We start from the raw sequence: 22,964 nt of genomic DNA, 5'->3' as shown, positions 1-22,964 counted from the left end.
GGCCACGGGTTGACCTCCGCCCGGCCCCTTACCGGGCACCGGCCGGCCGGCTCCCGGCCATGCGCCTCTATCGACCGCGCCGGAGCCCGCCGTGGTCAAGGGTGTAGTCGGCCCCGGCGAAGTGACCGCCCTGCGGCATGGTGGGCACGAAGAAGGCGTCGGCGTCCGGGAAACGGGCGGCGAAGGTTTCGGCGTTGTCCAGCGGGGTGTAGCCCAGCGAGGGCAGCTCCCAGAAGCGGCGGGCGTTGGCCGAGACCGCGTAGGCGGCGGTGAAGCCGTTGCCCGGGGCGGTCAGGGCGGCGGCGAAGAAGCCGGCGCAGTCGCGGGGGCTCAGCCAGGTGGCGAGGTGGCGGGCGTTGCCCGGTTCGGGTTCGAGGCTGCCGATGCGCAGGCTGATGACCCGGAGGCCGAAGGTGTCGGCATAGAGGCTCGCGAGGGCTTCGACGGCCGCCTTGCTCACGCCGTACAGGCCGTCGGGGCGGGGCGGCACGCCTGGACCGAGCGTCTGGGTGGCGGGGTAGTGGCCGGTGAGGCGGTTGCTGCCGGCCAGCACCACGCGGGGGACGCCGCTCAGCCGGGCGGCCTCGAGGACGTGGTGGGTGCCGAGCACGTTGGCCTGGAGCAGGTCGGCCAGCGGCGCCTCGTCGGGCAGGCCGGACAGGTGCACCACCACGTCGGCGCCGCCGACGATCTCCAGCGTCTCGTCCAGTCCTTCGAGGTCGGCCTGGACGACCTCTTCCACGGCCGAGGCCGCGGTCATGGGCACCCGGTCGACGAGCACCAGCCGGGTCGCCCGCTCGCGCAGCGCGGGACGGATGGCCGTCCCCACCCGCCCGGCGGCCCCGGTCAGCACGATCTTCCCCAGTTTCATGGGCAGCAGCATGCCGGAGGCCACCGACAGAATTCAGCGGCGCAGCACCACGACGCCGTCGCGGTCGAAGACCTTGGTGTATCCCCGGGCCACCCGCTCCTCCACCTGGGCGCGCTGCTCGTCGGCCGAGCCGAACGGGAACTCCCATCGGGAGGTGTCGGCGACGATCCAGGGCGCGTCGTGGGCCTTGCCGGTGAACAGCAGCACGGTCGCCCGCCGGGTGAGGGCGGGCCCGAAGGAGTTGCCCGCCTCGACGACCACCCCGTCGGGCACCATCGCCACCGCCTCGCTCGCCGCCGCGATCTTGGCCTGGTCGCCCTTGTAGAAGTCGGGCTGGTAGAGCTGGTCGAGGGCGAAGCGCGGCACCAGGGTCAGCGCCACGACCAGGACCGCGGCCGACCAGACCGGGGTCAGGTCGTCACGGCGCAGCCACCGCCGCAACCGGGTCAGCCCGTCGACTCCGGCGCAGAACAGGATGACCACCGTGAAGGCGCTGTACTGGAAGTCGGCCTGCCACCACAACTCCCGGTCGGAGAGCATGCGCTCCAGCACGTGCGGCAGCGCCACCAGCGACAACGGCGACAGCAGGCACAGCAGCAGCGTCGGCCACGCCAGCAGGATGAGGGTGTCCACTTTGGCCGCTTCGCTGAAGGGCAGCAGCAGCGTCCCGAGGGGGTCGCGCAGGATGCCGAGCAACGCGCCCGGCAGGTCGGGCCCGAGGTGGTTGTAGGCCCAGAAGTCGGCGGTGTCGCCGCCCAGCATCGGGATGACGGCCCCGCGGGTCAGCATGATGCCGGCCACCCCGATGAGCGCGCAGCAGGCGCCGCGGAACCGGTCGCCGACGACGAAGAGGTAGAGCCCGAACCCGATCACCATCAGCCCCATGTCCTCCTTGACCAGGAGGAGGGCGCCCATCGCGAGGAACGCGGGCAGCGCCCGGCCGGCGTGGTAGCGCTCGATCATGATGGCCGTCAGCAGCGGCACGAACATGACCTCGTGGGCGTCGAACGCGACCGCCTGGGCGATGGGCCACGACAGCGCGTACGCCAGGGAGACCAGGTAGGCGGGCGGCACCCCGAGCACCCGCCGGGTGAACATCCACAGGAAGGGGATCGCGGCGGCGAACAGCAGCGCCTGCGCGACGATCAGCGACCCGGGCCCGTCGTGGACCCAGTAGAAAGGCGCCAGCAGCGCGTAGATCGGCGAGAAGTGGTCGACGATCTGGAGGTAGTCCATGCCCCGCTCGTGCCAGCCCCCGACGACGGGGATGTACGGCGGGCGGAAGCGGGAGTAGTTGCGCACCGCCTGGTCGACGATGACCAGGTCGAAGGTGCTGGCCCGGAAGGTGTGGAGCTTGACCAGCCCGAGCAGGGAGTAGACCGCCGCGGCCACCAGGGCGATCAGCCCCACCGCGTACCGATGGCGGCGGGGGCGGGCCGGGGTGGGGTGCTCGGCCGTCAGGGTGTCCGCCGTCACGGGCAGCAAGGGTAGCGGTCAAAAGCCGCACCCGCCCCCACGGCCGTCGCCGCCGAAGCCCCCGCAGAGACCGAGCCCCCACGGCCGCCGCGCCGCGCCGCCCCCCACGGGCGGTGCGGCGGCCGGGAGATCATCAGCTGCAGGCGCTCTGGATCTTGGTGATGAAGCCCTGGATCTTGTTGGCGCCGGCCATCGCGGAGCTCGGGTCCTTCATGCCCTCGAAGCCGCTGGCCAGGTCGTTGAGAGCGGCGGCGAGTTCGCCGTCGTGCTTGCCGGCGAGGGTCTTGACCTTGCCGGCGGCCTCGTCGGCAGCCTTGGAGAGGGCGCCCGGGTCGGTGGCGGCGGACGTCATCGCCTGCGTGAACTCGTTGGAGATCTTGGTGACCTCCTGGGCGGCGGCGTTGCAGTTCACGGCCTTGTCCACCGCTCCACAGGCGGTGGCGAACCCGGCAAGAGCCAGCGCCGCGATCGTGATGGTGATGCGGCGGCGGGAGGAAGTCATGGTTGGTGCCCTTCTTCGGTTGGAGACGAAGGGACATTATGGACCATTCCTTGAATCTGGCTTGCACGTTGCCAACATCACCAATGACAGACCGGGGTAGGGCAAGGTCATGAGCACAGGTCAGGTAGAACATCACTCGCTGAAGCGCGTCATCGGGCGCCGTGTGCTGCTGCTGTTCGTGGTCGGCGACATCCTGGGCGCGGGCATCTATGCCCTGGTCGGGAAGGTCGCCGGCCACGTGGGAGGAGCGTTGTGGCTGCCGTTCCTGGTGGCTTTCGTCCTCGCTGCGCTGACTGCCACCGCCTATGCGGAACTGGTGGGTAAATACCCGCAAGCGGCCGGAGCGGCGCTCTATGTGAACAAGGCGTTCGGGATCCCGTTCGTCACGTTCATTGTGGCTTTCACCGTGATGATGAGCGGCATCACCTCGGCCAGCGCGGCGGCACGCGCCTTCGGCGGGGACTACCTGGCCGAGTTCGTCTCGCTTCCGGTGCTGGTCGGGGCGTTCATCTTCCTGGCCCTGGTGGCGCTGGTGAACTTCGCCGGGATCTCCGAGTCGGTCAAGGTCAACGTGGTCCTGACCATCATCGAGGCGTTCGGCCTGCTGGTGATCGTGGTGATCGGCGTCTTCGCGCTGTTCGCCGGGGACGGCGAGCCGGCCAGGGCGCTGGAGTTCCACCCGGCCAACGGCGCCTTCCTGGGCGTGCTGGGCGGCACGGCGCTGGCCTTCTACGCGCTGCTCGGCTTCGAGGACTCGGTCAACCTCGCCGAGGAGGCCAAGAACCCGCAGAAGGACTTCCCCCGCGCGCTGTTCGGCGGCCTCATCGTGGCGGCGCTGATCTACATGGCGGTGGCGTTCACGGCCACGATGCTCGTGGACACCAAGACGCTGATGGCCTCCGACGGCCCGCTGCTGGAGGTGGTGAAGGTGGCGGGGCTGGCCTTCCCGCCGAAGCTCTTCGCGCTGATCGCGCTGCTGGCCGTCGGCAACACCGCGCTGATCAACATGCTGATGGCCTCCAGGCTCGTGTACGGCATGGCCCGCCAGCACATCATCCCCGGCGTCTTCGGCACGGTGCATCCGACCCGGTCGACGCCGTGGATCGCGATCGTGTTCACCATCGCGGTGGCCGCGGTGCTGGTCTCGACCGGTGACGTGGCGCCGCTGGCCAACACCACCGTGCTGCTGCTCCTGCTGGTGTTCGCACTGGTCAACATCTGTGTGCTGGTCCTGCGGAAGGACGAGGCCGGCCACGATCACTACCGTGCGCCGACGTGGGCCCCGGTGCTGGGGGCGGTGGTCTGCCTGTTCCTGGCGCTGCCGGTGACCGGCCGGACGGCCGACGTCTACCTCCGGGCCGGAGGGCTGGTCGTCCTGGGCGTGCTCCTGTGGGTGATCAACTGGTTCTTCCACGGCCGGGTGACGAGGGTCGATCCCGAGAAGATCACTTCGGACGACTGAATCCCGGGGCGCCGGCCGGGCCGTACAACAGGTATCCCCGCGGACGGAGGGCTGATGACCGCGATACCGATCTCCACGGGCCTGGCCGGCACCCTCAACGGGCGGCTGCACCGGCCCGCGCTCAACGTCTTTCTGATCGTCGTGCTGGCCCACTGGGCGGAACACATCGTGCAGGCGGTGCAGATCTGGGTGCTGGGCTGGCCGACGCCGCAGGCGAGGGGTGTGCTGGGGCAGTTCTTCCCCTGGCTGGTCACCTCGGAGGCGCTGCACTACGGCTACGCGCTGGTCATGCTCGCCGCCCTCTGGGTGCTGCGCAAGGGGTTCACCGGGCGCGCCCGCGTGTGGTGGAACGTCGCGCTCGGCGTCCAGATCTGGCACCACGTCGAGCACCTGCTGCTGCTCGTCCAGGCGCAGTCGGGGTGGTTCCTGGCCGGGCGCCCGATGCAGACGAGCGTGCTGCAACTGGTCTTCCCCCGGGTGGAACTGCACCTGTTCTACAACACGGTGGTGTTCATCCCGATGGTCGTCGCAATGATCCTTCACGCCCGTCCGAGCCAGAGCGAACGGGCGCTCATGTCCTGCTCCTGCGCGCGGGCGTGAACAGCCGCTTCACCATCGTCGTGGCCACCGCCGTGGCCGTGATCCTGCTGGCGCTCGCCGTGCCGAACCTGGGTCCCGTCCTGCGCGCCGCGCGGGCCGACGGCACCTGGGGGACGTTCACGGCGAGCCGCCTGTCGTGTGTCGTGCACCCGGGCAATCACGAGGTGTGCTCGTGGTACGGCACGTTCGCCGCCGTCAGGGGCTCGCGCGAGGTCTCGCTGTACGGCAGCGCCCGCGAGACCATGGCCGCCGGGCAGGCCGTGCGGGCGGTGGACGTGGGCCGTCCGCTGCAGGTGTATCCGCCGGGCGGCTCCAATGAGTGGATCTTCACCTCCGGGCTGCTGCTGGTGGCGGTGGCGCTGCTGTATCCGCTGGTCTCACGCCTGTGGCGGCGTCCCGAACCCGCCCAGCAGGTTTCTGATGAGGGCGGCGGGGTCGGGGAGGGGCAGGCCGAGGAGTCCCCGGTAGGCGACGAGACCGGTGACCAGATCGGTCAGCAGCCATAGGTCGGCGTCCTCCGGCAGTTCCCCCCGGGCGATGGCGCGCTCGTAGACGATCCACGAGCGCGCCATCCGGGTGCGCATGGTCGTCTTGATCAGTTCGGCCACCGCGGGGTCGCGGCCGGCTTCGCCGTACATCTGCTTGGCCATGCGCGCGAAGCCGGGAGCCTCCCACAGCGCGAGCGTGTCGCGGGCGACCACGATCAGGTCGCCTTCGACCGTGCCGGTGTCGGGGATGGCGACGTGCGTGTCCATGAAGCCGGTCAGCGTGTCGAGGAGCATCTCGCGTTTGGTGGCGTAGCGGCGGAAGACGCTGGCGCGGCCGACTCCGGCGGCGGCGGCCAGGTCGTCCATCGTGAAGTCGAGTCCCTGGGCGAGGACGAGGGTGGCGGCGGCCTGCCTGATCTTCGTGTCGAGCGTCGGGTCCGGCTTGCGTCCGCGGGCAGGCATAGTGATACTCCAAGTATCTGATACTTCTAGTCTCAATATGAGGGGCTGACATGAGAGTAGTCGTCGTGGGCGCCGGAGTCGCGGGACTCGCCCTCGCGCACGCGTTGATCAAGCACGGCCACGAGCCCGAGGTCTACGAGGCCGCGCCCGAGCTGCGCGCCACCGGCGGGGCGGTGGGCCTGTGGCCGGGCACGGTCGCCATCCTCCATGAGCTGGGACTGCGGCCCGGCGGCGTCCGGCTGACCCACATGGCCTCCTGGACCGTGCGGGGGTGGAAGCAGGCCGCCATCGATCTGGCCCACGCCGAGCGGCGTTACGGCTTCCCCTCCGTGCACGTCGAACGCCGCGAGCTGGTCGAGTGCCTGGCCGAGGGCATCCCCGTCACGTTCGGCGCGCGGGTGAGCGAGGTCGATCCGGCCAGGGCGGAGGTGCGCTTCGCCGGCGGGGGTTCCGCCCGCGGCGACGTGCTGGTCGGCGCCGACGGCCGCAACTCCGTCGTACGGCAGGCGCTGTGGGGCGCCGACCCCGCCCGATACGTCGGCTGGGCCACCTGGCAGGGGTTCATCACCTGGCCGACCCAGCCCAAGGTCCTCATGGTCGTCGGCGAGCAGGGTTCCCTCGGGCTCACCCCGGCGGGGCCGGAGCGGCAGCTGTGGTGGTTCGACGTGCGCACCGGGCCGGGGCGGCCGCTCTGGGAGGACGAGCCCGACCCGGTCGGCCGGCTGAAGGAGCTCTTCGGCGACTGGGGCGGCGTGGCCGCGAAGGTCCTGGAGCGGATCGAGGAGGCGGAATTCTTCCCGCACCTGTACCACCCGGTGCGGAAGGTCTGGGGCGCCGGGCCGGCGACGCTCGCGGGCGACGCGGCGCACACGATGCCGCCGACCATGGCCCAGGGCGCCAACCAGGCCATCGAGGACGCCTGGGCACTGTCCCGCGCGGTCGGCGGCGACCTGCGGGCCTACGAGCGGCAACGGGCCCGGGTCGTCGCGCGCTCGGCCAGGATGTCGGCCACCGGACGCACCGACAAGCCGACCCCGGTGGCCGGACTTGTGCCTGGCGGGGCCATGACCAGGCTCTACACGTGGTGGTTGCGCCGGGCGTCCGGCTACCTCTTGACACCCCGCTGAGCGCCGCCCGACGATGTCGCATATAGAGCAACTCGTCGCGTAATACGCAACAGCGAGGGAATATGTCGAGCTTGGTCTCCACCCTTCCTGGCCGCTCCTACACCGACCCCGAGATCTTCCGCCGAGAACAGGAGAAGATCTTCGAAGCCCTCTGGTTCTGCGCGGTCAGGACCGACGAACTCGCCCGGCCAGGCGCCTTCAAGACCATCCAGGTCGGCAGGGAGAGCGTGATCGTCGTACGCGGGCACGACAACGGCTTACGCGCCTTCCTCAACGTCTGCCGGCACCGCGGCGCCCGGCTCTGCGCCGAGCCGGAAGGCCAGGTCAAACGGACCATCAGGTGCGCCTACCACGCCTGGTCCTACGACCTCGACGGCAAGCTCGCGGCCGCGCCCAACCTCGCCAAGATGCCCGACATCGACCGCGTGGCCTACGGCATGATCCCCGTTCACCTGCGCGAATGGCTCGGCTACGCCTGGCTCTGCCTGGCCGGGGAACCGCCCTCCTTCGAGGAGAGCGTCACCGGCGCCGCCACCGAACGCCTCGGCGACCCCGCCGCCATCGAGCACTACCACGTCGACAAGCTCGCCCTCGGCCGCCGCATCGTCTACGACGTACAGGCCAACTGGAAGCTCATCGTCGAGAACTTCATGGAGTGCTACCACTGCGCCACCATCCACCCCGAGCTCACCGCGGTGCTGCCCGAGTTCGCCGGCGGGTACGCGGCGCAGTACTACGTGGGCCACGGCGCCGAGTTCGCGGAACGGGCCGAGGGCTTCACCGTGGACGGCCGGGCCGGGTTCGGCAAGCTGCCCGGCGTCTCGGCCGAGCAGGACCGCCGCTACTACGCCATCACCGTCCGGCCCCAGGTCTTCATCAACCTCGTGCCCGACCACGTGATCATGCACAGGATGATCCCGCTGGCCGCCGACCGCACGATCGTCGAGTGCGACTGGCTCTACCACCCCGACGTGGTCGCCTCGGGCGCCGACCTCAGCCACTCCGTCGAGCTCTTCCACCGGGTCAACGAGCAGGACTTCGACGCCTGCGAACGCACCCAGCCCGGCATGTCCTCACGCGCCTACCGGGACGGCGGCGTGCTGGTGCCCAGCGAGCACCACATCTCCGCCTTCCATCACTGGGTGAACCAGCGCTTGCGCGGATAGCGCACGCTCAGCGAGCCGTACTTGCTCGAGCCGCTCACCCTGACGTGCAGCGCGCCGGGCTGCGGCCGGCCCGCGACGTCGGAACCGCTCGACCCCCACCGGCTGGTGAACCCGTCGAGGTTGGCCGAGGCCCCGGGCGGCAGCGTCAGGCAGGCCGAGCCGTACTTGAGATCGATCTCCACGTCGACCACCGGATGCGGCACGAGCGCCTGGGAGAAGTCGAGGTCGACGCTGCCGTGCTTCGACGTGACGCGCAGCCGGCGCGGCACCTCCCAGTCGCCCGAGCGCCTGATGTGGCCGTTCGCCGCGTCCAGGTGGACCGTCTCCTCCTGGGGGGCCGGCCCGGGCAGGTCGGAGACGACCGCGAGCAGATCGCCGTACGTCCTGGCGGTGAGGGCGGCGCTGAGCCGCTCGTCGAGCTCGGACCGGGTGAGCCGGCCCTCGGTGAAGGCGTGCTGCAACTGCTGGGCCGTGCGATCCCGATCTACGTCGGCAACGCGCATCTGCAATTCCGACATGCCTTGAGCATAGGTTTCCGGCGTTCAGAACGGGAGCTTCCGGCCCGACGGAGTACGCAGATCGAGGGGAAGCGGCTGGCGGGGGAGGCGGGGTCGCCGCACGGTCACGACTCTCTTCACACTCATGAGATACCCAGCGGAAAGCCATGAAGTCCTATCCCCGGAGTACCGTGTGAGGTGATGCTGGCAGACCCGTTCACGCATCCGGCGCTGTTCTACCGCGGCGACCGGGAGTACGTCGCTGCCGTGACGGCCTACGTGCGTGAAGGGCTGGCCCGCGTGGAACCCGTCGCGGTGGCCGTCCCGGCCGAACGGCTGGCGCTCCTCGAAACGGCGCTGGCGGGCGAGGCCGACCGGGTCATGCTGATCGACATGACCCACGCCGGGCGCAATCCCGGGCGGATCATCCCGGCCGTGCTGGCCGAGTTCGCCGACCGCCATCCGGCCGAGCGGGTGCGCATCGTCGGCGAACCCATATGGCCCGGCCGCTCCGCCCTCGAATACCCGGCGTGCGCGCTGCACGAAGCGCTGATCAACTACGCCTTCACCGGCCGGCAGGCCACGATCCTGTGCCCCTACGACGCCGGACGGCTCTCGCCCGAGGTGCTGAAGGAGGCCACCCGCACCCACCCGGTGCTGCGCGACGCCTCCGGCGAGCGCCACAGCGCGGACTACGCGCCGGACGAGGTCATCACCTGGCACAACCAGCCCTTCCCCGAGCCGAGCGCGGCGATCTCGCTGCGCTTCGACCGCACCAACCTGGCCGCCGCCCGCGCGCTGGCCGCCTCCCAGGCCGCGCTGGCCGGCTTCAGCGGCACCCGCCTCGACGACGTGCGCCTGGTGATCGCCGAGCTCGGCGCCAACAGCCTCGACCACGGCGGCGGCTCCGGCCTGGCCCGCGTCTGGATCGCCGACGGGCACCTGGTCTGCGAGGTCAGCGACGCCGGGCACATCACCGACCCGCTGGCCGGTCGCCGTCTCGTCGATCCGCGCATAGCCGGCTCGCGCGGGCTGCTCATCGTCAACCTGCTCAGCGACCTGGTCCGGGTTCACACCCACGCCGGGGGCACTGTGGTGCGGGCATACTTCGCCATGACCTGATCGTGGCCCCGCCCGGGTACACCCGTCACATGAACGCCCTGCGCCCGATGCGCCCGCGCGACACGACCGAGCCGCATCGCGTGGCGACCCCGCTGGAGCTCTTCTTCGACCTGTGCTTCGTGGTCGCCGTCTCCTTCGCCGGGAGTCAGCTTCACCACGCGCTGTCCGAGGCGCACGTCGGCCTGGGGCTGACCGGCTACCTGACGTGCTTCTTCGCCATCTGGTGGGCGTGGATGAACTACACCTGGTTCGCCTCCGCCTACGACGTGGACGACTGGTGGTACCGGGTCACGACACTGGTGCAGATGTCCGGCGTGCTCGTGCTGGCCGCAGGGGTGCCGCGCGCCTTCACCGAACGCGACATCACGTTGTTCCTGGTCGGCTACGTCATCATGCGCCTGGCCATGGCCTCGCAGTGGCTGCGCGCCGCCGCCGGGCACCCTGAGGGCAGGCGGACGGCGCTGCGGTACGCGGCGGGCATCGGCGCGGCCCAGGTGGCCTGGGCGATCCTGCTGCTGTTCGTCCCCCGGGAGTGGCTCCTGGCGGGATTCGTGGTCTGCGCCCTGATCGAGCTGGCCGTTCCGGTCTGGGCGGAGTCCGCCGGCCGTACCCCGTGGCACGCGCACCACATCGCCGAGCGCTACGGGCTGTTCACGCTGATCATGATGGGCGAGAACATCCTGGCCGCCACCATCGCCGTGCAGGAGGCCGGCAGCGAGCGCGGCATCGAGCCCGGCCTGATCCTGCTGTCGGTCTCGGCCCTGGTGATCGTCTTCGCGCTCTGGTGGATCTACTTCGCCCCGCCCGCGGCCGAACTGCTCACCTCCAACCGGCAGGCCATTCCCTGGGGCTACGGCCACTTCCTGATCTTCGCCGCCGTGGGCGCGGTGAGCTCGGGCGTCGAAGTCGCCGTGGACCAGCTCACCGGCAAGGCCCACCTGTCGGCCGCCGGCGTCGGCTACACGATCGCCGTGCCGGTGGCCGTCTTCCTGTTCATGGTCTGGCTCCTGCACATCCGCCCGCACCGGTACGGCCCGGCCGACACCGCCGCCGTCCTCTGCGCGACCCTGCTGGTCCTGCTGGCGCCCCTGACGCCGGCGCCGGCGCCGGTCATCGCGGGGGTGACGGCCGCGCTCGTGGTGATCACCGAGGTCACTCGCAAGAGCGACCCCCGCAGGTACGGCAGGCGACCCCGACCCTGAGGAGGCTGGCCCTACCAGGGTCTGTCCCCGCCCAGGTCAGCCCGGGTTTCCCGGACAGCCCCCGACCAAGGTATTAGGGGGTCTACCAGGGCTACTTAGGGTTGATCTCCGATACTCGCGAAAGCCGCGTTCCGCGAGCTTAGAACCCATGAAGGCATTGCTCGTCAGCGGATTCGCGGCCATCGGCACCGGCACCGGCGCCATGCTCACCCTCCACGCGGAGGCCGGGCTCGACCCGTTCCACAGCGTGATCAGCGAGTACGCGTGGGCCTCGGGCGGCTGGCTGCTGCCCGCCTCGCTGACCCTGTTCGCCGCGGGCTCGGCGCTGATCGCCGAGGCGCTGCGGCGCTCGGGCGCCGACCGGCGGGTGGTGTGGCTGCTGGTGGCCTGGGGGACGTGCATGTTCCTCATCGGCGCCTTCCCGACCGACCGGCCCGGGGTGCCGCTGTCGTTGTCAGGTGGCATCCACCGGTATGCGGCCCTTGGAGCGTTCCTGGCGATGCCTGTCGCGGGGATGCTTCTGGCGAAGGCGCGGATCCGGTACGCGCCGGCGATGAAGTGGCTGTGCGGGATCGCGATGGGCGCCCTGCTGCTGGTCGTGATTCCGTACGTGGTGCGCATGTTCGGCATCCCGCTCGCCAACGACGACATCCCCGCCGGGCTGACCCAGCGCGTGGTCGTGGTCACGGAGCTCGGGGTGCTGGCGCTGATCGGGCTCTCGATGCTCGCCCACCGGTCCCGGGCCGGCCGGTCGCTCGCTCAGCGGTCCCAGGGCGGCACGTCGCCCATCTTGTCGTAGTACTTGGCGAGGTGGCCCTTGACCCGGTCCACCTCCTTCTCGGGGATCTTCACTCCGCCTCTGGCGCCGTCGAGGACCCCGCCCGCGGACATCACCGCCCGCGGGACCGCCTTCAGCTCACCGTTGACGACGTCGGCGATCGGCAGCTTGTAAGCGCCGTACTCGTCGGCGTCGTCGGCGTCGTACCAGAGAAAGGCGCGCCGGAACTTCTCGTTGGGTTCGTCCTCGGCCCCCGCCCACCTGCGTACCCGCTTGTCCGCGGCGGCGGCGTCCCATTCGCGCTCCCGGTCGGCGAGGGGCAGGTCCTGGAATCTCGTCACTGTCATGAACATCCGCTACCCGAATGCGGAAGGTGAAACAGGGCAGGTAGGAATCGACGACCTCTATTTTGGGATGGCCCAAATGACGATTCTGATTGCCTACGACGGCTCCGACGACGCCAAGGCCGCCATCGAGGCCGCCGGTCGGCTGCTCCAGGGCGACCGCGCGGTCGTCCTCACCGTCTGGGAACGCCTGGCCATGACCGCCGCCCACGCCTCGATGGGCATGGTCATCTCCCCCGAGTTGACCGCCGCCGAGGACCAGGCGGTCGGGGAGGCGATGCAGCACCTGGCCGACCAGGGCGCGGAACTGGCCAGGAAGTCCGGGTTCACCGCCACGCCACGCGTCGAGCTCGACCGGGTCGCGATCTGGTCCACGATCGTGGACGTGGCCGCCGACGTCGATGCGGCGCTCATCGTCACCGGGACGCGCGGGCTCGGCGGGGTCAAGTCGCTCCTGCTCGGCAGCACCTCCGACCGCGTCGTGCACCACGCCGACCGGCCCGTGCTCGTCGTGCCCGCTCCGGCCAAGGACGAGTAGCCCGCTTCACCGTCCGTTCACCGACGTGTCAGCCGGATGGTGCAGAGTTCTCCATCGGGACGAGAGGTTCGAGGAGGACGACGTGGCCGAAAGGCTGGCCCGGCGGCTGGGCACCACCGACGCCGTGGTGGTCGGGCTGAGCGCGATGATCGGCGCCGGCGTGTTCGTCGCCTTCGCGCCCGCCGTCCGCGCCGCCGGCTCGTGGCTGCTCGCCTCCCTCGCGCTCGCCGCCGTCGTGGCCTACTGCAACGCCACCTCCTCCGCGCGCCTGGCCGCCCTCTATCCCGAGTCCGGCGGCACCTATGTGTACGGCAGGCAGCGCCTGGGCCCGTTCTGGGGATATCTCGCCGGGTGGGGCTTCACCGTCGGCAAGACCGCCTCGTGCGCCGCGATGGCCCTGACCTTCGGCGCCTACGTGGCGCCCGCGCTGGCCCAGCCACTGGCCATCGGGGCGGTTGCCGGGGTGACCGGGCTCAACCTCCTCGGCGTGCAGCGCTCGGCGGGTGCGGCCCGGATCATGATCGTCTTCGTGCTGGCGGTCCTGGGCACGGTGATCGCCGCCGGGCTGCTGGCGACCTCGGCCCCTCCGCCGGTGGCCGTCACCTCCGCGGGCGGCGGGACGGTTCCCGGCGTTCTGCAGGGCGCCGGGCTGTTGTTCTTTGCCTTCGCCGGATATGCGCGCATCGCGACGCTGGGGGAGGAGGTGCGCGACCCCTCCCGGACGATCCCCCGGGCCGTCGGCATCGCGCTGGTCATCACGCTGGCCGTCTACACCCTGGTCGCGATCTCCGCCCTGAAGGCCCTGGGGCCGGAGCGGCTCGGGCGCTCGCCGGCGCCGCTGGCCGAGCTCGCGCGGGCGGCTCAGCTGCCCTGGCTGGTGCCCGTCGTCACCGCCGGGGCCGCCGTGGCCGCGCTCGGGGCGTTGCTGGCCCTGGTGCTCGGGGTCTCGCGCACCGTGCTGGCGATGGCCCGCAACCGGGACCTGCCGGGCTTCCTGGACGCGGTCCATCCCGGCCGGCAGGTGCCGCATCGCGCCGAACTGGCCGTCGGGCTCACCGTGATCGTCCTGCTGATGCTGGCCGACCTGCGCGGGGCCATCGCCTTCTCCTCCTTCGGCGTCCTGGTCTACTACGCCATCGCCAACGCCTCCGCGCTCACCCTGCGGGCCGGCGAGGGCGCCCCGCGCCGGGCCGTACCCGTCATCGGGCTGGTGTTGTGCCTGGTGCTGGCGTTCACGCTGCCGTGGCAGGCGGTCGTGGCGGGGCTGGCGGTCTTCGCGGTCGGCGTTCTGCTGTGGTTCCTGCGCCACCGGGCGGCTCTCCGGTAGGATCGGGATATGACACGACAGCCGGTGATGATGGCCCCGTAGCGGGGTTTAACCGGCATGGCCCTGCGATTCGCGGGGCCTTTCGTCGTTCCGGGGCCCCGTGGGAGGTTCCCGATGTACATCACGACCACCATTCCCTACGTCAACGCCCGCCCCCACCTCGGCTTCGCGCTGGAGATCGTGCAGGCCGACGTCCTGGCCCGGCACCACCGCCTGCTCGGCCGGCAGGTGCGCTTCCAGACCGGCACCGACGACAACTCCCTCAAGAACGTGCTGGCCGCCGAGGCGGCCGGCGTGCCGGTGCGCGAGCTGGTCGACGCCAACGCCGCCGCCTTCCACGCGCTGCGCGAGCCGCTGGACCTGTCGTTCGACGCCTTCGTGCGCACCAGCCGCGACCCCTCCCACCGGGCCGGGGTGGAGAAGCTGTGGGAGGCCACCCGGCACGACCTCTACCAGCGGCACTACGAGGGGCTCTACTGCGTGGGCTGCGAGCAGTTCTACCCCGAGGGGCCGTGCCCGGAAGGCCATGCCGAGCCGTTGCAGCGGGTGGCCGAGACCAACTGGTTCTTCCGGCTGTCGCGCTACCGGGAGCGGCTGCTGGAGCTGATCCGTGGCGGCGGGCTCAGGATCGAGCCGGCCGCCCGCCGTAACGAGGTGCTGGCCTTCCTGGAGGCCGGGCTGAGCGACATCAGCGTCTCCCGCTCCGCAGCGCGTGCCCGCGGCTGGGGGATTCCGGTGCCGGGCGATCCGGGCCAGGTCGTCTACGTGTGGTGGGACGCGCTGGCCAACTACGTCACCGCCCTGGACGACGACTCCTACCGGCGGTGGTGGGCGGGCGACGGGCGCAGGACGCACCTGGTCGGCAAGGGCGTCATCCGCTTCCACGCGGTCTACTGGCCGGCCATGCTCCTGTCGGCCGGGCTGCCGCTGCCCACGGACATCGTCGTGCACGACTACCTGACCGCCGGCGGGCGCAAGATCAGCAAATCGTCCGGGGTGAACGCCGATCCGGCCGCCCTGTCCGCCCGGTACGGCGTGGACGCGCTGCGCTGGTGGCTGCTGCGTGAGGTGCCCCGGGTGGGCGACACCGACTTCACCGAGGCCCGCCTGGTCGCCCGCGCCGACGAGGACCTCGCCAACGGCGTCGGCAACCTGGTCAACCGGGTCGTCACCATGGTTCACCGCTTCCTGGACGGCCACGTGCCGGACCCCGGCCAGACGGTGATCGGCGCCGGGGTGCCGGCCGCGGTGGCCGAAGCGCTGGACGGCTACGACTTCCGGCGGGCCGCCGGCGCCGTGTGGTCGATCGTGGAGGAGGCCAACCAGTACGTGGAGCGGGAGCGCCCCTGGCAACAGGCCGATCCGGCGCCCGCGCTGGGCACACTCGTGGCCGCCTGCCGGACGCTGGCCGGACAACTGGCGCCCTTCCTGCCCACTGCGGCGGCGCGGGTGCACGCGGCCGTCGCAGGGGTACGGCTACCGCCGCCACGGCCGCTGTTCGCGCGGCTGGGACGTTGACGTGCAGGGGAGGGCGGCCTACCGTGTCGCCCGGCAGACCAGCCGGTATGGGAGGTACGCATGCCTACCGTCGACACCGTCCGCGGTCCCGTGAATGTCGCAGAGCTCGGCCAGACCCTCATGCACGAGCACATCTTCGTCCTGTCCACCGAACACCTGGACAACTATGGGAAGGGCGCCTGGTGGGACGAGGAGGTCCGGGTCGGCGACGCCATCGAGAAGCTGAACGCGCTGGCCGCGAAAGGCGTGCGGACCCTCGTGGATCCCACGGTCTGGGGGCTCGGGCGCTACATCCCGCGAATCCAGCGGATCGCGGCAGCCGTACCCGATCTGAACATCATCGTGGCGACCGGCATCTACAGCTACCACGAGTTGCCCCACCAGTTCCGGCATCGTGGGCCCGGGCTGCTCATGGACGTGCCGGAGCCGATGACGCGGGAGTTCGTGCGCGACCTGACCGTGGGCATCGCCGACACCGGGGTCAAGGCCGCCATGCTCAAGTGCGTGGTCGAGGCGGACGGGCTCACCCCCGGCGTCGAGCGGATCTGCCGGGCGGTCGCGGGGGCGCACGCCGAGACCGGCGCGCCGATCACCGTGCACACCAACTCCACCACGCAGTCCGGCCTGATCGCGCTCGAGCTGTTCGGCCAGGAAGGCGTCGATCTGGCCAAGGTGGTCGTGGGACACGCCGGGGACAGCAACGACCTCGACTACCTGATGCGGATGGCCGACACCGGAGCCACGCTGGGCATGGACCGGTTCGGGCTGGACTTCTACAACCCCACACCCCAGCGGGTGTCCACGATTGCCGATTTGTGCCGGAGGGGCTACGCCGATCGGATGGTGCTCAGCCACGACACGGGCTGCTTCATGGACTATTTCGGGGGGATGTGGGATGACGCCCTCACGACGGCCGCCCCCAACTGGCGCTACGATCACATTCACAACGACGTCCTGCCCGCGTTGCGCGAGTCGGGCGTGACCGGCGAGCAGATCGACCAGATGCTGGTGTTCAACCCGAGCCGCTACTTCTCGTAGGGTGTCAGGGACGGCAAGAGCGACTCAGGTAGGTGGAGCTGGGTGACTTCGGACCAAGCCTTGTCGATCAGCCTGGGCCTTCAGGGGCCCTGTGTCATCGCGAGGCTGACCGGGGACTTCGACTTCGGCTCGGCGGCCGAGGTCCGCGACCGGGTCACCAAAGCCCTCGACCTCACCCAGCCACCCACCCTCGTCATCGACATGCAGGCCGTCAGCGTCTGCGACTCCTCGGGCCTGTCCGTCCTGGTCTATCTCCACAAGGCGGTCACCGCCTCCGGCGGGCGGCTGCTGCTGGCCGGGCTCAACGGCCGCTGCAAGCACCTGTTCGCCATCACGGCGCTGGACAAGTTCTTCGACATCCGGCCCACGGCCGAGCTGGCCATCGCCGAACTCAGCGACGACGGGAATTCGCCGCCGTTTACCGGGTAGTCGCCGGTGCATGGCATCGCAGGAGCCCGATCTGCTGGGCATGTACCTCCGCCAGATCGGCCGGACGCCGCTGCTGTCGGCCGCCGACGAGGTCGAGCTGGCCAAGCGCATCGAGGCCGGGCTGTACGCCGGGCACCTGCTCGCGGGCGGGGCATCGGGGGCCGAGCTCGAGCAGGTCCGGGAGGACGGCGAGGCCGCCAAGGACCAGCTGATCCGGGCCAACCTGCGGCTCGTGGTCGCCACGGCCAAGCGGTACGCGCATCGCGGGCTGCCCATGCTCGATCTGATCCAGGAGGGCAATCTCGGGCTGATCCGGGCGGTGGAGAAGTTCGACTACCGGCGGGGGTTTAAATTCTCCACCTATGGGATGTGGTGGATCCGGCAGGCGATCGAGCGTGGCATTCATGAGAAGAGCCGGGCGGTGCGGTTGCCGATGCACGTGGCCGAGGACGTTTCCCGATTTTTCAGGATAGAGCGGCGGTTGGCCCTCGATCTGGGGCGGGAGCCGCTGGACGCCGAGCTTGCCGAAGCGGCTGAGCGTTCGCTGGACGAGATTGCGACATTGCGCACGTTCGCCCAGGAAACGCTGAGCCTGGATCTGGCTGTGGGGGAGAACGGGGATGCCAGTATGGCCGACCTCATTACCGAAACGGATGGGGTGGGGGTGGACGAGCTGATGGAATGGCAGGCGCTGACGGCGGACTTGGCACTGGTATGTGACACGCTTCCGGCCCGGGAGGCATTCATCCTGAAATTTCGGTATGGCTTGGCTGGAGCTCCAAAGCAGACTTATACCGAAATAGCATCCCGTCTCGGGCTCACCAGGGAGCGCATCCGGCAACTCGAGAAGCAGGCTCTTAAGCGGTTGGGTGAGTGTGAGCCATTGGTGGCATGGGCATCATGAGCTGCTTGTCACGATTTTTGGGCGTATAGCGGGATTTATTGACGGTTTGGTTGGGGTAGTGGTTAATCGAGGTATCTTGGCCGCTTCAACTGGGGGAAGCGGCCCTTCGCGTAGTTTCTGGGGGAATAGTGACCAGACCCTTAGCCGGCGCCTTAGCCCTCGCCACCGCTTTCGTGGCCGCGACGATCCTGACCACGCCACCAGCCACCGCCAGCAAGGCGACCACCGCCACCAAGACGGCCATCGCCCCGGCCGGCGAGACAGCCGCAACCACCGTCGCCAAGCGAACGGTCGCGCCCTTGGCCGCCTCCGCCAGGCGGCACCTGATCCGCACCAAGATCTACTGGGGCCGGTGCAAGGACACCTGCCGCGTCAAGGTCCGCATCAAGAACATCTCCCGCAAGCGCCTCTACTCCGTGAGCCTGACCGCCAAACTCCGCGTCAACGGCCGATCCATGGGCTCGTGCCGGGACTACGTGGGCCAGATCAGCCCCCGCGGCACCCGATGGGCCGCCTGCACCGTGCGCTCCAACCGCCTCAACCGCCTGTGGGACCGCTACCTCGACGGCGAGATCCGCTGGGACACCCGCGTCAACACCGTCGTGCACTACAGGTACTACTCCTGACCCCGCTCCGTCACTAGAACGATCCAGCGCGGCGGTGGTCCGGGCACCACAAAAAGGGGTCGAACCAGTTCGACCCCTCGCCGTGTTGCGTCTGACCTAGGCGGTGATCATCAGAGCGAGCCCGATCAGCACGACGATCGGGACAACCCAGACCACGGCCTCCAAAGCGAACTCCTTGTACATCGTGTAGATCTCCCTCAGGTCGCCCGATCGCGGGCCGCGGAAATGTCAACGTGCACTATAGCCGCCCCACATGAGAACTCCGTCCACGCCGCCGCACGTGTGGGAGACGTCACCCCTGCAGCCTGAGCCGCTTGCGCAGCCCGGCCAGCGACTCGTCGGCCATGCGCCGCGGTAGTTCCGGGGCGTCCAGGTCGATCTGCCGATGTACGGCGGGCTCGTCGCCGGCCTGCCGCGTCCAGGCGCGTACCACCTCGGGCATCGCCGCGACCGCCGCCTCGCTGAGAATGGCCTCCCGAGGCAGCCACGCCGTCAAGAAGGCCGACACCCGCGCGGGACTCCACCACAAGATCCGATCCCCGACGAACTCCGCCAGCACCCCGAACGCCTCCTCGGCCCCCGGAACATCAGGCAACTCAGGCAGGGCCGCTCCACCACCCGCGTGGAAACCCGCTCCGGGGACCACCCCCGCCCGAGCCCGGGCGAACGCACGAACCGCGGCGAACGTGTCCGCGGCCGGAGCATCCAGCACCATCTCCCGCAACGACAGCCCCTCCAGAACCCGCGCCGCGACGACCCCCGGCTCCTCCGCCCCGAGACTCAGATCATCCAGGAACTTCGGCTCCTCCACGGTCGCATCGACCGCGATCCCCCCATGCACCTGATCGAGGGCAACCACCAGAACATGCGGCTCCTTGCCATCCGCATACCGGAACCGCAGGGCCCCCAGCACCTGCTCCCCAAAGGCATCGCCCCGCCCATACCAGGCCCCGTCGCAGGTGACCCGCCCCATCCTGGCCAGCCACCCCGGCCCCGCCGTACCCGCCGCAGCCGCAACCCCGACCGCGGTGAGCGCCGCGGCCATGAGCGCCGCCTCCGGACTCCGATCCCCGCTCACCCGCTCAACGAACGCCCGCCCGGTGTCCTCGCCCTCCTCAAACCCGGCGACCAGCCGACTGGCCCACAACTCCGCACGCAGGGGAGAACGCCACCTCAACAGGTCACTGGCCTCAACCGTGGCCGCGGCGTAACGGTCGCTCATCGTCATCCTCCGACCGTATCGCCTACCCCCACCCAGAACTCCCCTCAGGCCAGGACCCCCTGAAACCCAGACCGCCGCCACGCCCTTGCCCACGCACGCCGCCCTTGCCCACGCACGCCGCCCTTGCCCACCCACGCTGGCGCGCCCCCTGCCCACGCACGCTAGCGCGCGCCCTTGGCTGAATGGGTGGCCCGGGCTCCGGTGGGTGGACCGGACCTGGTGGGCTGGGTGGCCCGGATCTGGTGGGCTGGGTGGCCCGGGATCGTGGCTGGTGGGTTGTGGGCCGGGACGCCGGGCTGGGGTGGGTGGGCCGGGCTCCGGTGGGTGGCCTGGGCTTGGTGGGCTGGTGGGCCTGGGTGGAGCGGGACCGGGATCGTGCCTGGTGGGTTGTGGGCCAGGACCGGGTTGGCCGGGCTGGGGCGGTGGGCCGGGAGCCTGGGTGGGTTGTGGGCCGGGTCGGGGCTTGGCAACTGGGGTGGGCAGGGATCCCGGATCCGGACCGGAACCCGGGCCCCCGGACCGGAACCCGGGCCCCCGGACGGGAACCCGGGCCCAGACCTGGTGGGCTGGGGCCGGGTTGTGGGTTGAGGGACTGGATGGGCGGTGGGCCCGGGGGCCTGGCGGCTTGGATGGTCCAGGCCCCGGACCTGGGTCCTGGGATCGAACCCGGACCTGGTGGGCGGGGCCTGGTGGTGTGGGTGGGCTTGGGCCTGGGCGGAGGCTAGCGGGGGTCTTCGCCGGTCAGGCCCGCCTTGCGGAGGGCTTCGGCCATGGCGCCCGACGGGGCGGAACGCCTGCCGCCGTCGCGGTTGCCGCGCTGGTTGCCGCCGCGCTGGCCGTCGCGGTTGCCGCCACCCTGACCACCCTGACCACCTTGACCACGGTTGCCACCTTGACCACGGTTGCCGCCCTGGCCGCCCTGACCGCGGTTGCCGCCGCCCTGACCGCCCTGGGCGCCGTCGCCGCTCTGGCCCCGGCTGCCTGCCGTGCCCTGGCCGCGGTTGGCGTCGCGGCCGCCGCGGCCGGCCTGGGCGCCGGCGCGGTTGTCGGACGGGCGGCGCTCGCCCCTGCCGCCCCGGGGGCGGGAGTCGGTCTCGGACTCGTCCTCCAGCCGCAGGGTCAGGGAGATGCGCTTGCGCGGAATGTCCACGTCGAGGACCTTGACCTTGACGATGTCGCCGGGCTTGGCGACGTCCCGCGGGTCCTTGACGAAGGTCCTGGACATGGCCGAGACATGCACGAGGCCGTCCTGGTGGACGCCGATGTCGACGAAGGCGCCGAAGGCGGCCACGTTCGTGACCACGCCCTCCAGGATCATCCCGGGGGCCAGGTCGGAGAGCTTCTCGACGCCCTCCTTGAACGTGGCGGTCTTGAAGGCGGGCCGGGGGTCGCGGCCGGGCTTTTCGAGTTCGCGCAGGATGTCGGTGACCGTCGGGAGGCCGAAGGTGTCGTCGACGAACTCCTGGGGCTTCAGCGAGCGCAGCGTGGCCGAGTTGCCGATGAGCGTCTTCAGGTCGCCCTGGACCGAGCCCAGGATGCGGCGGACCACCGGGTACGCCTCGGGGTGGACGCTGGAGGCGTCCAGCGGGTCGTCGCCGCCGGGGATGCGCAGGAACCCGGCGCACTGCTCGAACGCCTTCGGGCCCAGGCGGGCGACCTCCTTCAGGGCGGTCCGGCTGCGGAAGGGGCCGTTGGCGTCGCGGTGCTGGACGATGTTGTCGGCCAGCGTGGAGCCGATGCCGGACACGCGGGTCAGCAGCGGGGCGGAGGCGGTGTTGACGTCCACGCCTACCGCGTTCACGCAGTCTTCGACCACGGCGTCCAGCGAGCGGGAGAGCTTGGTCTCCGACAGGTCGTGCTGGTATTGGCCGACGCCGATGGACTTCGGGTCGATCTTGACCAGCTCGGCCAGCGGGTCCTGCAGGCGGCGGGCGATCGAGACGGCGCCGCGCAGCGAGACGTCCAGGTCGGGCAGCTCCTGCGAGGCGTACGGCGAAGCCGAGTACACCGAGGCGCCCGCCTCCGAGACGACGATCTTGGTGAGGCCGGGCATGTGCTTGACGAGTTCGCCGGCGAGCTTGTCGGTCTCGCGGGAGGCGGTGCCGTTGCCGATGGCGACCAGCTCGACGCCGTGGCGCTGGGCCAGCGCGCCGAGAACGGCCAGCGACTGGTCCCACTGGCGCTTGGGCTCGTGGGGGTAGATGGTGGCGGTCTCCACGACCTTGCCGGTGGCGTCGACCACGGCGACCTTCACGCCGGTGCGCAGGCCGGGGTCGAGGCCCATGGTGGCGCGGGTGCCGGCGGGTGCGGCCAGCAGCAGGTCGCGCAGGTTGGCGGCGAAGACGCGCACCGCCTCCTCCTCGGCGTCCTGCCACATGCGCATGCGCAGGTCGAGGCCCAGGTGGACGAGGATGCGGGTGCGCCAGGCCCAGCGCACGGTCTCGCCGAGCCACTGGTCGGCCGGGCGGCCCTGGTCGCTCACGCCGAACCGGGAGGCGATGCGCAGTTCGTAGTCGGTGCCCTCGTCGGGCTCCAGCGCCAGCGAGAGGATCTCCTCCTTCTCGCCGCGGAACATCGCGAGGATGCGGTGGCTGGGCAGCTTCGTGAACGGTTCGGCGAAGTCGAAGTAGTCGGAGAACTTGGCCCCCGCCTCCTCCTTGCCCTCGCGCACCTTCGCCGCCAGCTGCCCCCGGCTCCACAGCTGCTCGCGCAGGTCGCCGATGAGGTCGGCGTCCTCGGCGAAACGCTCGATGAGGATGGCGCGGGCGCCCTCCAGAGCGGCGGCCGCGTCGGCCACGCCCTCGGTCAGGAAGCCCTCGGCCGTCGCCAGCGGGCTCAGGCCCGGGTCGGCGAGCAGTTGGTCGGCCAGCGGCTCCAGGCCCAGCTCGCGGGCGATCTGCGCCTTGGTGCGCCGCTTGGGCTTGTAGGGCAGGTAGATGTCCTCCAGGCGGGCCTTGGTGTCGGCCGCCATGATCTGCGCCCTGAGCTCGTCGTCGAGCTTGCCCTGCGACTCGATCGACTCCAGGATCGCCGCCCGGCGCTCCTCCAGCTCGCGCAGGTAGCGCAGCCGTTCTTCGAGCGTGCGCAGCTGCGCGTCGTCGAGAGTGCCCGTGACCTCCTTGCGGTAGCGGGCGATGAACGGCACGGTGGCGCCGCCGTCGAGCAAGTCGACGGCCGCCTGCACCTGCCCCTCGCGCACCCCGAGTTCTTCCGCGATCCGCTGGTGAATAGAGAGCACTTGCCTGCCTTTCGATGGTCCCCGCCG

General features: G+C 70.6%; 22 protein-coding genes. 14 read left to right on the top strand and 8 right to left on the bottom strand.

Annotation, left to right across the window (positions count from 1 at the left end):
* Positions 1–67 precede the first annotated feature (67 nt).
* The 3 genes from FVE25_RS33790 to FVE25_RS33780 all read right to left on the bottom strand — a co-directional run bounded on the left by FVE25_RS33790 (position 68) and on the right by FVE25_RS33780 (position 2,849).
* Entirely contained in the window at positions 68–871 is an 804-nt protein-coding gene (locus FVE25_RS33790; protein WP_181019787.1) for an NAD-dependent epimerase/dehydratase family protein, read from the bottom strand.
* A 33-nt stretch (positions 872–904) separates the two neighbouring features.
* Positions 905–2,347: a DUF2079 domain-containing protein gene (locus FVE25_RS33785; RefSeq protein WP_246267792.1), complete on the bottom strand. Its 1,443-nt coding sequence runs from the start codon at positions 2,345–2,347 to the stop codon at positions 905–907.
* A 133-nt stretch (positions 2,348–2,480) separates the two neighbouring features.
* Positions 2,481–2,849 (bottom strand): hypothetical protein, encoded by a 369-nt coding sequence (locus tag FVE25_RS33780; protein ID WP_157251201.1) that lies wholly within the window; start codon positions 2,847–2,849, stop codon positions 2,481–2,483.
* A 109-nt stretch (positions 2,850–2,958) separates the two neighbouring features.
* Between FVE25_RS33780 and FVE25_RS33775 the strand changes: the two genes are divergently transcribed.
* A complete protein-coding gene (locus tag FVE25_RS33775) occupies positions 2,959–4,311 on the top strand; it encodes an APC family permease (RefSeq protein WP_157251200.1) in 1,353 nt (450 codons plus the stop codon).
* A 54-nt stretch (positions 4,312–4,365) separates the two neighbouring features.
* On the top strand, positions 4,366–4,911 hold the full coding sequence (locus FVE25_RS33770) for a hypothetical protein (protein WP_157251199.1): 546 nt from the start codon (positions 4,366–4,368) through the stop codon (positions 4,909–4,911).
* Between the two features lie 377 nt (positions 4,912–5,288).
* On the opposite strand, the gene FVE25_RS33760 is transcribed toward FVE25_RS33770, so the two are convergent.
* Complete coding sequence (locus FVE25_RS33760; protein WP_157251198.1) at positions 5,289–5,861, bottom strand: TetR-like C-terminal domain-containing protein; 573 nt, start codon at positions 5,859–5,861, stop codon at positions 5,289–5,291.
* Between the two features lie 50 nt (positions 5,862–5,911).
* Between FVE25_RS33760 and FVE25_RS33755 the strand changes: the two genes are divergently transcribed.
* Together FVE25_RS33755 and FVE25_RS33750 are read left to right on the top strand one after the other, a co-directional pair.
* Positions 5,912–6,988 carry an FAD-dependent oxidoreductase gene (locus FVE25_RS33755; protein ID WP_157251197.1) on the top strand — a complete coding sequence of 359 codons (1,077 nt, stop codon included), beginning with the start codon at positions 5,912–5,914 and terminating at the stop codon, positions 6,986–6,988.
* Positions 6,989–7,050: 62 nt separating this feature from the next.
* Positions 7,051–8,154: an aromatic ring-hydroxylating oxygenase subunit alpha gene (locus FVE25_RS33750; RefSeq protein WP_157251196.1), complete on the top strand. Its 1,104-nt coding sequence runs from the start codon at positions 7,051–7,053 to the stop codon at positions 8,152–8,154.
* Here FVE25_RS33750 and FVE25_RS33745 read toward each other — a convergent pair.
* A complete protein-coding gene (locus tag FVE25_RS33745; RefSeq protein WP_246267790.1) occupies positions 8,124–8,672 on the bottom strand; it encodes a DUF1707 SHOCT-like domain-containing protein in 549 nt (182 codons plus the stop codon). The genes FVE25_RS33750 and FVE25_RS33745 overlap by 31 nt on opposite strands.
* Before the next feature lie 180 nt (positions 8,673–8,852).
* Between FVE25_RS33745 and FVE25_RS33740 the strand changes: the two genes are divergently transcribed.
* The 3 genes from FVE25_RS33740 to FVE25_RS33730 all read left to right on the top strand — a co-directional run bounded on the left by FVE25_RS33740 (position 8,853) and on the right by FVE25_RS33730 (position 11,774).
* Complete coding sequence (locus tag FVE25_RS33740) at positions 8,853–9,773, top strand: anti-sigma factor RsbA family regulatory protein (RefSeq protein WP_157251195.1); 921 nt, start codon at positions 8,853–8,855, stop codon at positions 9,771–9,773.
* Positions 9,774–9,802: 29 nt separating this feature from the next.
* On the top strand, positions 9,803–10,975 hold the full coding sequence (locus FVE25_RS33735; protein WP_219825744.1) for a low temperature requirement protein A: 1,173 nt from the start codon (positions 9,803–9,805) through the stop codon (positions 10,973–10,975).
* Positions 10,976–11,123: 148 nt separating this feature from the next.
* Entirely contained in the window at positions 11,124–11,774 is a 651-nt protein-coding gene (locus FVE25_RS33730; protein ID WP_157251194.1) for a DUF998 domain-containing protein, read from the top strand.
* Here FVE25_RS33730 and FVE25_RS33725 read toward each other — a convergent pair.
* The gene (locus tag FVE25_RS33725) at positions 11,735–12,100 is read right to left on the bottom strand and encodes a hypothetical protein (protein ID WP_157251193.1); all 366 of its coding nucleotides are present in this window, start codon (positions 12,098–12,100) and stop codon (positions 11,735–11,737) included. The two genes, FVE25_RS33730 and FVE25_RS33725, sit on opposite strands and share 40 nt — an antisense overlap.
* 76 nt (positions 12,101–12,176) lie before the next feature.
* On the opposite strand from FVE25_RS33725, the gene FVE25_RS33720 reads away from it, so the two are divergent.
* From FVE25_RS33720 to FVE25_RS33690, 7 genes are all read left to right on the top strand, one after another.
* Entirely contained in the window at positions 12,177–12,635 is a 459-nt protein-coding gene (locus FVE25_RS33720; RefSeq protein ID WP_157251192.1) for a universal stress protein, read from the top strand.
* 82 nt (positions 12,636–12,717) lie between these two features.
* Positions 12,718–13,962, top strand: coding sequence for an APC family permease (locus FVE25_RS33715; RefSeq protein WP_219825743.1), 1,245 nt, complete (start codon positions 12,718–12,720; stop codon positions 13,960–13,962).
* Positions 13,963–14,076: 114 nt separating this feature from the next.
* The gene (locus FVE25_RS33710) at positions 14,077–15,480 is read left to right on the top strand and encodes a methionine--tRNA ligase (RefSeq protein WP_157251191.1); all 1,404 of its coding nucleotides are present in this window, start codon (positions 14,077–14,079) and stop codon (positions 15,478–15,480) included.
* Between the two features lie 60 nt (positions 15,481–15,540).
* Positions 15,541–16,518, top strand: coding sequence for a phosphotriesterase family protein (locus FVE25_RS33705; protein WP_157251190.1), 978 nt, complete (start codon positions 15,541–15,543; stop codon positions 16,516–16,518).
* Positions 16,519–16,560: 42 nt separating this feature from the next.
* Entirely contained in the window at positions 16,561–16,947 is a 387-nt protein-coding gene (locus FVE25_RS33700) for an STAS domain-containing protein (RefSeq protein WP_157251189.1), read from the top strand.
* A 10-nt stretch (positions 16,948–16,957) separates the two neighbouring features.
* Positions 16,958–17,851, top strand: a complete 894-nt coding sequence (locus FVE25_RS33695; protein WP_157251188.1) for a sigma-70 family RNA polymerase sigma factor — start codon at positions 16,958–16,960, stop codon at positions 17,849–17,851.
* Between the two features lie 128 nt (positions 17,852–17,979).
* Entirely contained in the window at positions 17,980–18,477 is a 498-nt protein-coding gene (locus FVE25_RS33690) for a hypothetical protein (RefSeq protein WP_157251187.1), read from the top strand.
* A gap of 292 nt (positions 18,478–18,769) precedes the next feature.
* Here FVE25_RS33690 and FVE25_RS33685 read toward each other — a convergent pair whose 3' ends face one another.
* Together FVE25_RS33685 and FVE25_RS33680 are read right to left on the bottom strand one after the other, a co-directional pair.
* On the bottom strand, positions 18,770–19,705 hold the full coding sequence (locus tag FVE25_RS33685; protein ID WP_157251186.1) for a hypothetical protein: 936 nt from the start codon (positions 19,703–19,705) through the stop codon (positions 18,770–18,772).
* A gap of 715 nt (positions 19,706–20,420) precedes the next feature.
* Complete coding sequence (locus FVE25_RS33680; RefSeq protein ID WP_157251185.1) at positions 20,421–22,937, bottom strand: Tex family protein; 2,517 nt, start codon at positions 22,935–22,937, stop codon at positions 20,421–20,423.
* Positions 22,938–22,964: the final 27 nt, after the last annotated feature.

This window comes from Nonomuraea typhae (assembly GCF_009760925.1).
In the GTDB taxonomy this organism is placed as follows: Bacteria; Actinomycetota; Actinomycetes; order Streptosporangiales; family Streptosporangiaceae; genus Nonomuraea; species Nonomuraea typhae.
Note: the sequence above shows the minus strand (reverse complement) of the source record. Positions and strands in the feature narration are given on the sequence as shown.